This is a genomic window from Streptomyces sp. 7N604, from assembly GCF_052245475.1.
Taxonomy (GTDB): domain Bacteria; phylum Actinomycetota; class Actinomycetes; order Streptomycetales; family Streptomycetaceae; genus Streptomyces.
The window spans coordinates 16,368-29,441 of the sequence record NZ_JBQQBX010000043.1 but is presented as its reverse complement, the minus strand read 5'-3'; the positions used below and the strand labels follow the sequence as shown (position 1 = coordinate 29,441).

General features: G+C 68.9%; 10 protein-coding genes and 1 pseudogene. 5 read left to right on the top strand and 6 right to left on the bottom strand.

The features are described from left to right. Window positions 1-446 precede the first annotated feature (446 nt). The 3 genes and pseudogenes from ACTWP8_RS33965 to ACTWP8_RS33955 form a co-directional block, all read left to right on the top strand. Window positions 447-533, top strand: a pseudogene (locus ACTWP8_RS33965) (hypothetical protein); the annotation flags it as partial. A 448-nt stretch (window positions 534-981) separates the two neighbouring features. Further along, a complete protein-coding gene (locus ACTWP8_RS33960) occupies window positions 982-1,536 on the top strand; it encodes a streptavidin (RefSeq protein WP_443325950.1) in 555 nt (184 codons plus the stop codon). A gap of 342 nt (window positions 1,537-1,878) precedes the next feature. After that, entirely contained in the window at window positions 1,879-3,102 is a 1,224-nt protein-coding gene (locus tag ACTWP8_RS33955; RefSeq protein WP_443325934.1) for a cytochrome P450, read from the top strand. A gap of 94 nt (window positions 3,103-3,196) precedes the next feature. On the opposite strand, the gene ACTWP8_RS33950 is transcribed toward ACTWP8_RS33955, so the two are convergent. From ACTWP8_RS33950 to ACTWP8_RS33925, 6 genes are all read right to left on the bottom strand, one after another. Further along, window positions 3,197-3,622 (bottom strand): thiolase family protein, encoded by a 426-nt coding sequence (locus ACTWP8_RS33950; RefSeq protein WP_443325933.1) that lies wholly within the window; start codon window positions 3,620-3,622, stop codon window positions 3,197-3,199. Next, entirely contained in the window at window positions 3,619-5,160 is a 1,542-nt protein-coding gene (locus ACTWP8_RS33945) for an AMP-binding protein (RefSeq protein WP_443325932.1), read from the bottom strand. The genes ACTWP8_RS33950 and ACTWP8_RS33945 overlap by 4 nt, the downstream gene beginning before the upstream one ends. A 55-nt stretch (window positions 5,161-5,215) precedes the next feature. Beyond that, complete coding sequence (locus ACTWP8_RS33940; protein ID WP_443325931.1) at window positions 5,216-6,376, bottom strand: 8-amino-7-oxononanoate synthase; 1,161 nt, start codon at window positions 6,374-6,376, stop codon at window positions 5,216-5,218. 16 nt (window positions 6,377-6,392) lie between these two features. Beyond that, the gene (locus tag ACTWP8_RS33935; RefSeq protein WP_443325930.1) at window positions 6,393-7,580 is read right to left on the bottom strand and encodes a beta-ketoacyl-[acyl-carrier-protein] synthase family protein; all 1,188 of its coding nucleotides are present in this window, start codon (window positions 7,578-7,580) and stop codon (window positions 6,393-6,395) included. Next, on the bottom strand, window positions 7,577-7,816 hold the full coding sequence (locus tag ACTWP8_RS33930) for an acyl carrier protein (protein ID WP_443325929.1): 240 nt from the start codon (window positions 7,814-7,816) through the stop codon (window positions 7,577-7,579). The genes ACTWP8_RS33935 and ACTWP8_RS33930 overlap by 4 nt, the downstream gene beginning before the upstream one ends. 101 nt (window positions 7,817-7,917) lie before the next feature. Then, the gene (locus tag ACTWP8_RS33925; RefSeq protein ID WP_443325928.1) at window positions 7,918-9,144 is read right to left on the bottom strand and encodes an MFS transporter; all 1,227 of its coding nucleotides are present in this window, start codon (window positions 9,142-9,144) and stop codon (window positions 7,918-7,920) included. A 300-nt stretch (window positions 9,145-9,444) separates the two neighbouring features. Here ACTWP8_RS33925 and ACTWP8_RS33920 point away from each other — a divergent pair, with 300 nt between their 5' ends. Continuing rightward, window positions 9,445-10,737: an adenosylmethionine--8-amino-7-oxononanoate transaminase gene (locus ACTWP8_RS33920; protein ID WP_443325949.1), complete on the top strand. Its 1,293-nt coding sequence runs from the start codon at window positions 9,445-9,447 to the stop codon at window positions 10,735-10,737. 334 nt (window positions 10,738-11,071) lie between these two features. Then, window positions 11,072-13,072, top strand: coding sequence for an aminodeoxychorismate synthase component I (gene pabB / locus ACTWP8_RS33915; protein WP_443325927.1), 2,001 nt, complete (start codon window positions 11,072-11,074; stop codon window positions 13,070-13,072). Window positions 13,073-13,074 lie beyond the last annotated feature (2 nt).

The following is a 13,074-nucleotide window of genomic DNA, read 5'->3' as shown; positions in this document are numbered from 1 at the left end:
CGCCTGTCGTCATGCCGGATGTATTCATCCAGCACGGTGCGCAGGTGGCGTTCGCCGAACACGAGCATCCGGTCGGTGACCTCTCACCGGACGGTGCGCACGAACCGCTCCGCGTGGGCGTTCGCCCGTGGACTACACGGGCGGGCGACCGGTCCGGCTCGGGTACGTCCACTTCTTCGCCACAAGCCTTCGGTGCCACCGAAGCATCGTGTCGGGTGCGACCAGGCGGTGCCATCGCAGTTGCCGGGGCAGCTGTCGGATCAGAGCGGCGAGGTGCGCGCGGTCGGCCAGTCAAAGCGCGGCTGAGGGTCCGTGCGAAGTAACACCGCGACCTGTGCCGCAGGACGAGCAGCTCGACGCAGCGACATTCTGAGATCGATCCCTGCGCGTGGTGCTCCACCCAGCGCAACTGGTCAGAGAGCCAGCCGAGTTCTCGAACCCGACAGGTGAGCGCCTACTTCTCGGCGGCCTTGCTCGTGCCGGACGCGCTCGGCATCCTCAAGGACGTGGAGATCGGTCATCATGGCGGATAGCCGCCGGAGGGGCGGGGTGATGCCGTGGCAAGGCCATCACACGAGAGAGATATCTCCAACGCGAAGACTCCTATCGCAAGATACGCATCGCCGATGACGACACACACTCCTCCTGATCGCTGACTTCCGTCACTTCATTGCCGGGTCGACGCCGCTAGGTGGTATTCAGCCATAGTTTTGGCCGAAACTCCTTTACGGAAAAGAGCGTTGAGACAATCCGCAGAGCGCGAGTACGATCTCCACCGGACATGTGCTGTTGGCAGTTATCGACTCGGACCTCGACCATCCTGCTCTTTTCGGCCAAGGGCCATCCACATTGCTGATTGTCCACCGGGCACCACCAGGTGTACGGGTCACACACCTTTGCGGAGCGAGCTTCCGGCCGTCGCGCGGAACTCACGTCCGCCGGTCTCGCCAGCATCAACTAGGGGAGAAATTCGTGTCTCACATGCGCAAGATCGTGGTTGCAGCTGTAGCCGTTTCGCTGACCTGTGTCACAGTCACGGCCAGCGCGTCGATGGACACCGGCAAGACCTCCAAGACGGCCGCCCAGTCGGCCTCGCAGGCCGGAATCACCGGTACGTGGTACAACCAGCTGGGCTCGACCTTCATTGTGACCGCGACCGCGGACGGCGGGCTTGTCGGCACCTACGAGTCGACCGTCGGCAACGCCGAGAACCGCTATGTGCTGACCGGCCGCTACGACAGCGCAGCCGCCACCGACGGCAGCGGCACCGCCCTCGGCTGGACGGTCGCCTGGCGCAACGAATACCGCAACGCCCACTCGGCCACCACCTGGAGCGGTCAGTATGTCAGCGGCAGCCAGGAGAAGATCGCGACGCAGTGGCTGCTGACCTCCGGCACCACCCCCGCCAACGAGTGGAAGTCCACCCTGGTCGGCCACGACGTGTTCACGAAGACCAAGCCCTCGGCCGCCGCCATCGCCCAAGCAAAGAAGAACGGTGTCAACAGCGGCAACCCCTTCGAGGCCGCGCAGAAGTGACACGCTGACGCGCGGAACCGAACGCAGACGAGCCGTCCGAAGGAGTTCTTCGGACGGCTCGTCCGTCTCCATGTCCGCTTATCCGCGCCGTCCACAGCGGCGGATGCATGGAGACATAGGCGGCTATGGTCTCCGGCGGCGGGCCATCGGCGACGACCCTGCCACGGTTGAGGACGATCACCCGGTCGAACTCCGCGTCACTCATGACCCCCGGCGCCGACCCGCACGAGACACGTCTCACACATCTGTCCCCCGGCAGCTATTCAGCGTGATCACGAACGATTGATACCGTCGACCGGGGGAGGTGGGTTTGACGCCATGGTGGCAATTCCCATTGACAGTGTGGATCTGTTCGATCAAGGGTACGCGCTCGACCCATTTCCGGCGATGGCGGCGCTCCGCGAGAACGAACCCGTGAAGTACGACGAGAACACGGGACTGTGGTTGGTGAGCCGGTACGAGGACGTACGCGCGATTCTCCTCGATCCGGAGAACTTCCTTCCGGACAACGCCATCGACGCGGTCGGCCGTTTTTCCGTGCCGACGCTGCGCATCCTCGCGCGGGTCAAGTTCGACCTGCCGCAGACGCTGGCGAACAACGGCAGTGAAACCCACGCCGGTTACCGGCGCATCATGACCAGGCTGCTCAACGCTCAGGCCGTCAACGCATCCGTCCCGATGGTCGAGAAGGTCGTGGCGGAGTCGCTGGACGAGGTCGAGGAACGGCTCGCCGCCGACGGCGTGTGCGATCTGGCCACAACTCTGGCCCGGGACGTGCCGTTCCGGGTGATGCTGCGGTTGCTCGGTCTGGAGCGGGCCATCGATGTGGACATCGACACCCTGGCCCGGTGGAGCGACGCGTCCCTGGAGCTGTTCTGGGGGCGGCCGCGACGCGGGCGAGAGGTCGAACTGGCCCGTGAGGCCGCCGACTTCTACGCCTGGCTCACGGGTCTGGTGCAACAGCCCGATCCCCAGGACGGTACGCTGCTCGGCGCGCTCGCCGCGCACCGCCTGCCGGATGGGGAGCCGCTGAGCGTGGCCCAGGCAGCGGCGGTCGTCTACTTCATGATCATCGCTGGCCAGATGACCACCACGCAGATGCTGAGCACCATGTACCGGCGGGCGCTCGAAGTCCCCGGCCTGTGGCGGCAGTTCGCCGCCGAGCCCGGCACCGTCGAGCCGTGGACCGAGGAAATGCTGCGGCGGGAACCCCCCATCACCACCTGGCGGCGGGTCACCGGCCGGCCGATGACCCTCTCCGGCGTGGACTTGCCGGAAGGGGCTCCGTTGCTTCTGATGCTGGCTTCCACCGGCTCGGACCCCGATGTCTTCGAGCGCCCCGAGCAGATCTGTCCGCACCGGGCCAACGTACGCAAACACCTGTCCTTCGGTGTGGGGCGGCATCGCTGCTCCGGAGCCGAACTGGCCAGGATGGAGGCCGATGTGGTGATGCGGATGACTGCCGCCCGGCTGCCCGACCTCAGGCTCGCGGACGACTCGACACCGGAGATGCTGGCGCTGCTGTCGTTCCGAGCCCCGCGGCACGTCCTGGTGGAGCGCGGCTGAACCGGCCCATACCGGGGCGCACACCGAGGGGGCTTCCGATCAACAACCGGAAGCCCTTTCGTCGTTGCCCTCATGCTCAACCGCTCAGCGCACGTCACCCTTCTCCGTACGCCGTGCACCACGCCGCCGTGCGCGCCGGTCGTCGGCCCTCGCGTCCAGGCCCCGCGCGTCCAGCGCCTCCGCCCAGGCTGTCGGCCAGGCGCAGCGTCCTGATGAGCAGCGGGGTGAGGAAGGCTGTACTGCGCTCCACTCCCCTGGCTCGCTGAGCAGCCCGCACCTGGTCCGCATCGATGCCGAGACCCGCGGTGAGCGAAACGTACGGGGCGGGATTGCCGCCGGAGCCGCCCGCGTTGCCGACGATCACGTCGTCGATGTCGGCCCCGGTGACGCCCAGGTCGTCCAGCAGGGCCGTGAGGACAGGCCTGAGCAACTCATGGATCGGCATCGTGGCGAAGGCGCCGCCGAACCGGCCGATCGGGGTGCGGCGCGCCGCCACGACGATGGGCCGCTGCCCGTTCACAGAAGCTCCCGCATGCCCTGCCCTCCGTCCAGGAGAATGTTCCGCACCCGCCTGTTGTCGATCTTTCCGCTCGTTGTGTGCGGCAGCTCGGCCGTCTCGAACAGCCGCCGGGGGCACTTCTGCCGCGAGACATACGCCGAGGCCTGGTCCCGTATCTGCGCCAGGTCGAGGCGTGCGCCGTCGCGCCACCGGACCACAGCGCACACCAGGTCGCCCCAGCGCTCGTCGGGCAGGCCGACGACCGCGACCTCGGCGATCTCCTCCAGCCGGAGCAGGGCCGCCGTGACCTCCTCCGGGTGCACATTGAGGCCGCCGCTGATCAGCATGCCCTTGTCCCTGCCGACGAGATGCAGATAGCCCTGCTCGTCGACGCGGCCGATGTCGCCGACGGTGAACCACCCGTCCTCGTCCGGGGCTCCTCTGTGGTCGGCGGACAGGTACTCGGTGAAGAGCATGTCGCTGCGCACATGCACCTTGCCGACCTCGTTCACCCCCACCTCGCCGCCCGAGGGCGACCGCAGCGACAGCTCGACGCCGGCCACGGGCCTGCCCACGGAGTCTCTCGGGCCGTCGTCGTCGCCGTGCAGCACGGAGACCAGGCTCAGTTCGGTCGCCCCGTAGAACTCCACGGCGTCGGCGTTCGGGAAGAGGTCCCCAGCCAGGGCCTGGCGCGTCGGCGACCACTTCGCCCCCGCCGAGAGCAGGGAACGCACCTGGGGGAAGGAGCGGCCCGGGTGTCGGCGGGCGTACTCGAGCAGCGCCTCGAACATAGTCGGCACCAGGTAGAGCTGAGTGACGGAGTACCGCTCGACGTGGTCGAGAACGAGGCCCGCGTCGAACAGCGGCATCAGATGCACCGTCGCGCCGGCATGCAGCCCGTGCACCGCTCCAAACAGGAAGTGCGAGTGCGCCAGCGAGCCCGGCAGCAGGATCGTGTCGGTCTCGTCGATGCCGAACTCGGCAGTGTAGTGGTCGAAGGTACGCAGCCAGGACCGGTGGGAACGCACAGCGCCCTTGGGGCGGCCGGTGCTCCCCGAGGTGAAGCCCACGTAGAACAGCGCGTTCTCCGGCACCTCGGCGAACTCCGGGAAGCCGTCGGCCGCTTCCCTGCCGCCGTGGCGGCGCAGCCAGTCCTCGAAGCCGTGACCAGCCACCTCAACCACCGTGCCGCTGGGCGCGTTGTCCGCAATCGGCCCGGTGGCGGTCTCGCAGAACAGCCGCACCGGGGGCGTGTCCCGCAGGACGGACGCCACTTCGGTGGCGCTCCACGCCGGGTCGAGGACCATCACGGGGATCCCGGCGACCGCCGCGCCGAAGAAGATCTCCAGGAACTCCTTGCGGTTGCCGAGGAGCACAGCGGCCCGGACCTCGGGGCCCGGGGCCGCGCCGAACTCTGCGCGCAGCGCCTGCGCGACGGCAAGCGTGCCGCGCCGCAGCGCGTCGTAGCTCCACCGCTGTCCAGGATTGCCGCCGATGGCAACAGCATCACGGCCGGGTGACGTCGTGGTGTGCGAGAGGAACCTGCTGGCGATCGTCATGATGTCCTGTCTCGTTCGGCGTAGGCCACCGTGTCGTCGTACGCGCAGTTCCTCATCAGGGGCTGTTCTTGACCACTACCTCGACCGCGCGGTCGATCTCGGCTCCGGTCAGCTCCGCCCGGGCGGTCAGACGGATGCGGGAGAACCGGTCGGGGACCGACGGAGGGCGGAAGCACGCCACCTTGACGCCGTCGGCCAGGCAGCTCTCCGCCCACTCGGCGGTCTGTGCCGCGGAGGGCCCGCGCACCGACACCACGGCTGCCTGCGCTTCAGTCACCGCCAATCCGGCGGCCGCGAGACGTTCGGCGATGGCCACCGCCACCGCGCGGGCCCGGGCCGGGCGGTCCGGCTCGGCACGCAGCACCCGGAGCGCCGCCAGCGCCCCGGCGGCCGAGGCCGGGGCCAGCCCGGTGTCGAACAGGAAGCTGCGGGCCATGTTCATCACATGCTCGATCACCCGGCGGGGGCCGATCACCGCACCGCCCTGTGCGCCAAGGGATTTGGACAGGGTGATGGTGGTGACGACGTCGGGGCTGCCGTCCAGGCCGGCAGCGGCCACCGCACCCTCGCCCCGCTCGCCGATGACGCCGAATCCGTGCGCGTCGTCGACGAGCAGTCCCGCAGCGTGATCGCGGCAGACGGCCAGGATGGCCGACAGGTCCACGAGGTCGCCGTCGACCGAGAACACCGACTCGGTCACGGCCACCGCACGCTGCTGCTCGCGCTCGGCCAGCACGTGCGCAAGTGCCTGCGAGTCGGCGTGCTCCGTGTTGACCACGTCGGCGCCCGACAGCCGGTAACCGTCAATCAGGGATGCGTGGTTGAACACGTCGGAGGCGATCAGCGTGCCGGGGCGGGCCAGCGCGGTGACCGCGCCGAGGTTGGCCAGGTAGCCGGAGGAGAAGACGAGCGCGGCCTCCGCCCCGCAGAACTCAGCCAGTTCCCGCTCCAGTTCGGCGTGCACCTCGGTCGTCCCGGTGGCCAGCCGGGAGCCGGTCGACCCGGCCCCCCACGTCAGGGCTGCGTCGGCCACGGCCCGTACGACGTCGGGGTGCCTGGTCAGGCCGAGATAGTCATTGCCGCCGAAATCGATCACGCTCGCCCGGGTGCCGCGGACCTGGACCCGCCGGGTCAGTCCGGCCCGGTCCCTGCGGCGCGCGCTGTCGTCGATCCACGCGAACACGTCGTGCGGACTGCTACGTCGCTCTGCTTCCATCGCTGCGCTCCGAACGCTAACCAGCGGGGCCAAGGACAAGGACGCCGTTGTGGCCGCCGAAGCCGAACGACGACGTGAGGGTCGGGCCGGGCTGCCACTTCCTGCCTTCGCCCGTCACCACGTCCAGACCGAGCTTGGGGTCGAGCTCGGTGAGCCCGAGGGTCGGCGGTATCACCTCGTGCCGCATGGACAGCAGCACCGCGGCGGCCTCCAGCGCACCGCCGGCGCCGAACGCGTGCCCGGTCGCTCCCTTGGTGGAGGTCACGGGCGGGCAGTCGTCGAACACCGACAGGATGGCGTTGGTCTCCGCCTCGTCGTTGCGCAACGTGCCGGTGCCGTGGGCGTTGATCTGGCGTACGTCCTCCGGGCGCACCCCTGCGTCGGCGAGGGCCAGCCGGATGCACCGGGCGGCCTCACGGCCGTCGGGAGCGGGCATGGTGATGTCGTGCGCGTCGGCCGTACTGCCCGAGCCGAGCACCTCGCCGTAGAGGGTGGCGCCGCGCTCCACGGCCGCGTCCCAGCTCTCGAGCAGCAGCACCGCGGCGCCCTCGGCGATCGCGAAGCCGTCGCGCTCGGCGTCGAAGGGCCTGGTGCGGCCCGAGGGCGACAGGGCCCTCATATTGGTGAACCCGGCCACGATGGCGGGCGTGATGGCGGCCTCCGTCCCGCCGGCGAGCACCGCGTCACAGGTACCGTCGGCGATCATCCGCGCGGCGTGCCCGATGGCGTGGGTGCTCGCGGCGCAGGCCGTCTCCAGGCTCTCGCACGGCCCCCGCCACCCCTGGTGCATGGCCACCGTCGCCGCGGCGGCGTTGGCCATGATCATCGGCACCAGGAACGGGGAGACACGCCTGGCGCCGCGCTCGTGGTGGACGATGCTCTGCCGTTCGAACGTGCTGACGCCGGCGAGGGCCGTGGCCACGATGACGCCACAGCGTTCGGCTTCCACTTCGGTGAGGCCCGAGTCGCGGTACGCCATGTCAGCGGCCGCGACGGCGAATTGGGTGAACCGGTCGGTGTGCCGGACTTCCCGGGTCTCCATCCAGGGCGACGGGTCCCAGTCCGTCAGCTCCCGGTGGCCCGGGGGCGGCTCCTGGAACAGGCCTTCCCAGAAGGACTCCGCTCCCATGCCGCAGGCGCTCACCACACCGAGACCGGTGACCGCGACGCGGCGCCCCTCGCGTTTGCCGTTCCCGTTCGTCATGAGACGAGGGGCAGGATGAGGCGGTGCAGGTCGTCCATGGTGCGGATGTCCTCCACGGCGTCGTCCGGCACCGAGATGCCGAACTCCTCCTCGATGGCCATGACCAGCTCGACCTGGATGAGACTGCTGGCACCAAGATCGTCGGCCAGGCTCGCGTCCGGGGTCACGGACTCCTGCTTGACCTGTAAGACGTCGACGGCGCAGGCGGTGAGCCGGTCGAAAACGTCGTCAGCCATGGGTGGCCAACCTCCCCCTAAATCATATGGATTGTCGCTGTCCGCACTGTTTCACTTCCGGACCTGCGATGTCGTTGCTGACCTACCGGAAGTCATCAAGGTCACACTTCACGCACGGGTTCCGGGGACGCGTGGCCGGGCACGTGCACCCGACTCCGCCGACCTGCGGAAACCCTGGGCAGGACGACACATGCCAGAGCGATCAGCTCCAGACACACACCCGCCCACGCCACCGCGGCGGCCGAGAGCCGGTCGAGCACCGCCCCGCCGACCGCGCCGCCCAGAGCCACGCCGAGATACGACGCGGAGCTGTTCACGGAGATGGCCACGCTCGGGGCCGTCGGAGCCAGGTCCAGAACGCGGTGGATGGCGGTGGGAGGTTCGGCCCAGTAGACCGTGCCCCAGGCGACGGTGACGGCGAGGAAGACGGCCACGACGAGGGTCGAGCCGGAGGCGAAGAAGCTCGCCATCACGGCCAGCAGGGTCATCGTCACCACGACGCCCGACACCGAGGCGGTGAACGTGCGTTCCGCCCCGATGCGGTCGCTGAGCCGGCCTCCGATCGCGTTCCCGACCGCGCCCGCGACACCCCACACCAGCAGCACGACGCTCACACTGGCGTCGTCCATCCCCGTGGCCGTCCGTGTGAAGACGGCGAGGTAGGTGAATACGGTGAAACAGCCGGCCACCGCGAACAGGTTGGCCAGAATCGCCAGCAGCACCGGACGCTGGGCGCCGATCCGCACACGGTCGCGCAGGCTGATGAGCGGCGGCTGGGGCACGGCGGGCAGCACGAAAAACAGGCTGATGAGCACGGGCAGGGCCAGCACCGCGACCAGCACCAACGTCGCCCGCCAGCCGCCCAGTTGCCCGACCAGCGTGCCGCCGGGCACACCGAGCGCGGTGGCCACCGTGAGCCCACCGATGATCAGGGACACGGCCCTGCCCCGGTACCGCTCCCCCGCGAGCGCCGTCGCCGCGGCTGCCGCGGTGTTCATGTAGAGCGCGGCACCGACCCCGGCCAGAATCCTGGCGGCCATCAGCACCCCGTACGTCGGGGCGATCGCGCCGAGCACATTGGCGAGCAGGAATATCAGCAGCGAGCCGCGCAGCATGACGCGGCGGGACAGGCCGGCGGTCAGGGTCATCAGGACTGGTGCACTGATCGCGTAACTGAGCGCGAAGGCCGTGACGAGCTGCCCGGCCACGGGCTCGGACACCTCCAGTTCGCCGGCGATGCGGGACAGGATCCCGCTGATGACGAACCCGTCGGTGCCGACGGCGAAGGAACCGACCGCGAGAAGCGCCAGAATCACCTTGTGGGGCACGGCGCCCCCTGGAGAGCTGGTATGGGATCGCGCATGACGGGATTGCGGATTTCCCGCCCCCTTTCCAGTCGAGCCGCTTTGCGGACCGCTTTACACGGCGGGCTTGTTCGTATCAACGTACCAGCAAGGAGGGCTTGGTCATGGCAGCCCGCGTGAGGGGATCATCAAGGCGGGTGGCCGAAAATCGTCGTCATTCCGCCTGAGCCACACGGCAGTTATATTCAGGCCGTTTAGTGAACCGCTTCGATGAGACGAAGCGTCAAGGAGGAATCGCATCTCGTGCCTGTACCCGCGCCGCCCATGGACCCCCAGCAGCTCATCGCACTCGACCGGGCACATGTGTGGCACCCGTACGGGCCCATGCCGGGACGGACAGACCCGGTCGTGGTCGAGTCGGCCTCGGGCGTACGGCTGCGGCTCGCCCAGCCCGTCGAAGGCGTCGGGGAACTCGTCGACGGGATGTCCTCGTGGTGGGCGGCTGTCCACGGCTACGGGCACCCGGTGCTCGACGCCGCTGTGCGCGACCAGCTCGGCAGGATGAGCCATGTGATGTTCGGTGGCCTCACCCACGAGCCTGCCGTGCGGCTGTCCACGAAACTCGTCGAGATCACGCCCGAGCCGCTCAGGCATGTGTTCCTGTCCGACTCCGGATCGGTGTCCGTCGAGGTTGCGGTCAAGATGTGCCTGCAGTACTGGCGTTCGCTCGGCCGCCCGGAGAAGAGGCGGCTGCTGACATGGCGGGGCGGCTACCACGGCGACACGTTCCAGACGATGGCGGTGTGCGATCCGGACGGCGGCATGCACAGCGCCTGGTCGGGCCTGCTGCCGTCACAGGTGTTCGCGGACCGCCCACCGGCCGGTTTCGACGCCGGAGTCGACGAGGCGTACGCCCGCCACCTGGCCGATCTCGTCGAGCGGCACGCCCACGAGCTGGCGGCCGTGATCGTGGAGCCAGTGGTGCAGGGAACGGGCGGGATGCGCTTCCACGCCCCGGGCTATCTGAAGGTGCTGCGCGAGGTCGCAGACGCCAACGACGTACTGCTGATCTTCGACGAGATCGCCACCGGATTCGGCCGCACCGGCGAGCTGTTCGCCGCCGACCACGCCTCGGTCGCCCCCGACGTGATGTGTCTGGGCAAGTCCCTCACCGGCGGCTATCTGTCGATGGCCGCGACGCTGTGCACCTCCCGCGTCGCCGACGGCATCTCCCGCGGCGAGCTTCCCGTGCTGGCCCACGGCCCGACGTTCATGGGCAATCCGCTGGCCAGCGCGGTGGCCAACGCCTCGATCGAGCTGCTGTTCCAGGACGACTGGCGGCAGCAGGTCAAGCGGATCGAGTCGGCGCTGCGGAAGGCCCTGGAACCGGCCACGGCGCTACCCGGTGTGGTCGACGTACGCGTGCTCGGCGCGATCGGCGTGGTCCAGCTCGACCATGACGTCGACGTGGCGGTGGCGTCGCGTGCAGCGATGCGCGAAGGAGTCTGGCTGCGGCCGTACCGCGACATGATCTACACCATGCCGCCGTTCGTCACCGGGGACGACGACCTGGCCCGGATCGCGGCCGGGGTCCTGGCGACCGTCGCGGCTGCCTGACCGCTCCAGCAGGGCACCCTCCGGCACGCATCGTTTGCTCGTCGGCGGTCAACTCGCGTACTCCATGGTCGACTTGCAGTGGGTTGAGTCACACCAGGGTGTGTTTCCGGCTGGAGGTGACTAACATCAGTTTCACTGGACATCTAAGCAGTGACAAACGTACGGGGGCCGGGGGACATGTCACCTCAATCCGCATGCCTATCCGCTTGAGCATGCTCACCTTCGCTCAATTCGTAGCGATTCATTCCGCGGTGTTTCATCGCGGATAAAAGTCGGTCTGCCGGATTGCCGCGCTCACAAGCGCCTTCCGGTTCTCAAGGAGTTCGAGCACATCGTGAAAGACCTGCGGATTCTTCTTGTCGACAACTATGACTCCTACACGTGGAACCTCTTCCAGCTGATCTGGAAGGTGGCAGGAGTGCCTCCCGTCGTCGTGCGCAACGACGAAGCGACGGCGGACGAACTGCTGCGACAGGACTTCACCCACGTGGTGATCTCCCCGGGCCCGGGCACTGCGGCCAAGGAGGAGGACTTCGGGCTCTGCCGGGCCCTGCTGGAGCGGGCCACCGTGCCCTGCCTCGGCGTGTGTCTCGGTCACCAGGGCCTGGCCCTCGCCTTCGGGGGCGACGTCCGGCACGCGCCGGAGATCGTGCACGGCCAGAGCAGCGCGATCACCCACACCGGGACCGGTGTCTTCGCCGGGATCCCGCAGGGGTTCCGCGCGGTGCGCTACCACTCCCTCACCGTCACCGAACCGCTGCCGGAGAGCCTGGTCGCGACGGCCTGGTCGGAGAGCGGTCTCGTGATGGGCCTGGAGCACCGCGAACGGCCGCTGTACGGCGTGCAGTTCCACCCCGAGTCGGTGGACAGCCAGTACGGCGCGGAACTCATCGCGAACTTCCTGGGCGTCACGCCCGCGCTCCGCTGGAGCGAACTGGATATCGACCTGACCGCCGAGGACCTGTTCCTGCGGGCCTTCGCCGACAGTCCGTACAGCTTCTGGCTCGACAGCTCGCGCGCGGCGTACGAGATGGGCCGCTACAGCTACCTCGGCTCCTGCGCCGGGGGCGGCCTCGAGGTGATCCGGGCCTACGCGGGTGCGAATCTCGTCGAACGCGAGACCGAGGACTCCATGGAGCGTGTCTCCGGCACCGTCTTCGAGCAGTTACGGGCCGGCCTCGCGGCTACGCCCGTCCCAGCCGACGCGTCGCCGGTGCCGTTCGCCGGAGGCTACGTCGGATATCTCGGATACGGCGTCAAGGGAAGCGTGGGAATCGGCCGTTCCGGCAGCGGTGAGCGGCCGGACGCGGAGCTGCTCCGCGTCGACCGCTTCGCGGCCTACGACCACGAGACCGGCCGGCGCTATCTGATCACCGTGGGCCTGTCCGCCGAGGAGCACGCCTCCTGGTGCGATGAAGTGCGCTTACTGGCGCGGCGCGCACCGGCGCCCAGGCCCCCGCGGGAGACGGCGCCGGCCGTGCTGGAGCCCGGAGTGGACCGGGAGACGTACCTGCGGCACTTCGGCGTCGTGCAGCAGTGGCTGCGTGACGGCGACTCGTACGAGGCCTGCTACACGTACCAGATCAGCGGCACCAGCGAGGCGGATCCGCTGGAGACCTATCTGCGGCTGCGGGCGGCCAACCCCGCGCCGTACGCCGCATACATCCGGCTGGGAGAGCGGTCCCTCCTGAGCTCCTCGCCTGAACGATTCGTCACGGTGGCCGGCAACGGCCAGGTGGAGACCAAGCCGATCAAGGGCACCGCTCCCCGGCACGCCGACCCCGTGGCCGACGAGGCCGCGCGCAGGGCGCTCGAGACGGACCGCAAGGTCCGCAGCGAGAACCTGATGATCGCCGACCTCCTCCGCAACGACCTCGGCCAGGTCTGCGACACCGGCACCGTGCACGTGCCCAAGCTGATGGCCGCGGAGTCGTACGCCACGGTGCACCAGCTCGTCACCACGGTCCGGGGACGCCTGCGCTCCGACCGTGACGCCGTGGACTGTGTGGAGGCCCTCTTCCCTGGCGGGTCGATGACCGGGGCGCCGAAGAAGCGGACGGTGGAACTCCTCGACGACCTGGAGCCGGAGGAGCGTGGTGTGTACTCCGGCAGCCTCGGGTTCTTCGGCTTCGACGGCAGAGCGGACCAGAGCATCGTCATCCGCACGATCGTCTGGGAGGGAAACCGCGTGCGCATGGGAGTGGGCGGTGCGCTGATCGAGCTCTCCGACGCCGAGGAGGAGTTCCAGGAGACGCGCCTCAAGGCCCGTGCGCTGCTACGCGTCCTCGGCGTCGAGGAGCTGAGCGAGGCCACGCTGGAAACGGGTGTGAGGTGACC

What these genes read in the sequence shown, in the direction of transcription:
- ACTWP8_RS33945 (WP_443325932.1), bottom strand. Translation starts at nt 5,160, where the DNA reads ATGACGATCGCCAGCAGGTTCCTCTCGCACACCACGACGTCACCCGGC.
- ACTWP8_RS33960 (WP_443325950.1), top strand. Translation starts at nt 982, where the DNA reads ATGCGCAAGATCGTGGTTGCAGCTGTAGCCGTTTCGCTGACCTGTGTC.
- ACTWP8_RS33930 (WP_443325929.1), bottom strand. Translation starts at nt 7,816, where the DNA reads ATGGCTGACGACGTTTTCGACCGGCTCACCGCCTGCGCCGTCGACGTC.
- ACTWP8_RS33920 (WP_443325949.1), top strand. Translation starts at nt 9,445, where the DNA reads ATGGACCCCCAGCAGCTCATCGCACTCGACCGGGCACATGTGTGGCAC.
- ACTWP8_RS33940 (WP_443325931.1), bottom strand. Translation starts at nt 6,376, where the DNA reads ATGGAAGCAGAGCGACGTAGCAGTCCGCACGACGTGTTCGCGTGGATC.
- ACTWP8_RS33935 (WP_443325930.1), bottom strand. Translation starts at nt 7,580, where the DNA reads ATGACGAACGGGAACGGCAAACGCGAGGGGCGCCGCGTCGCGGTCACC.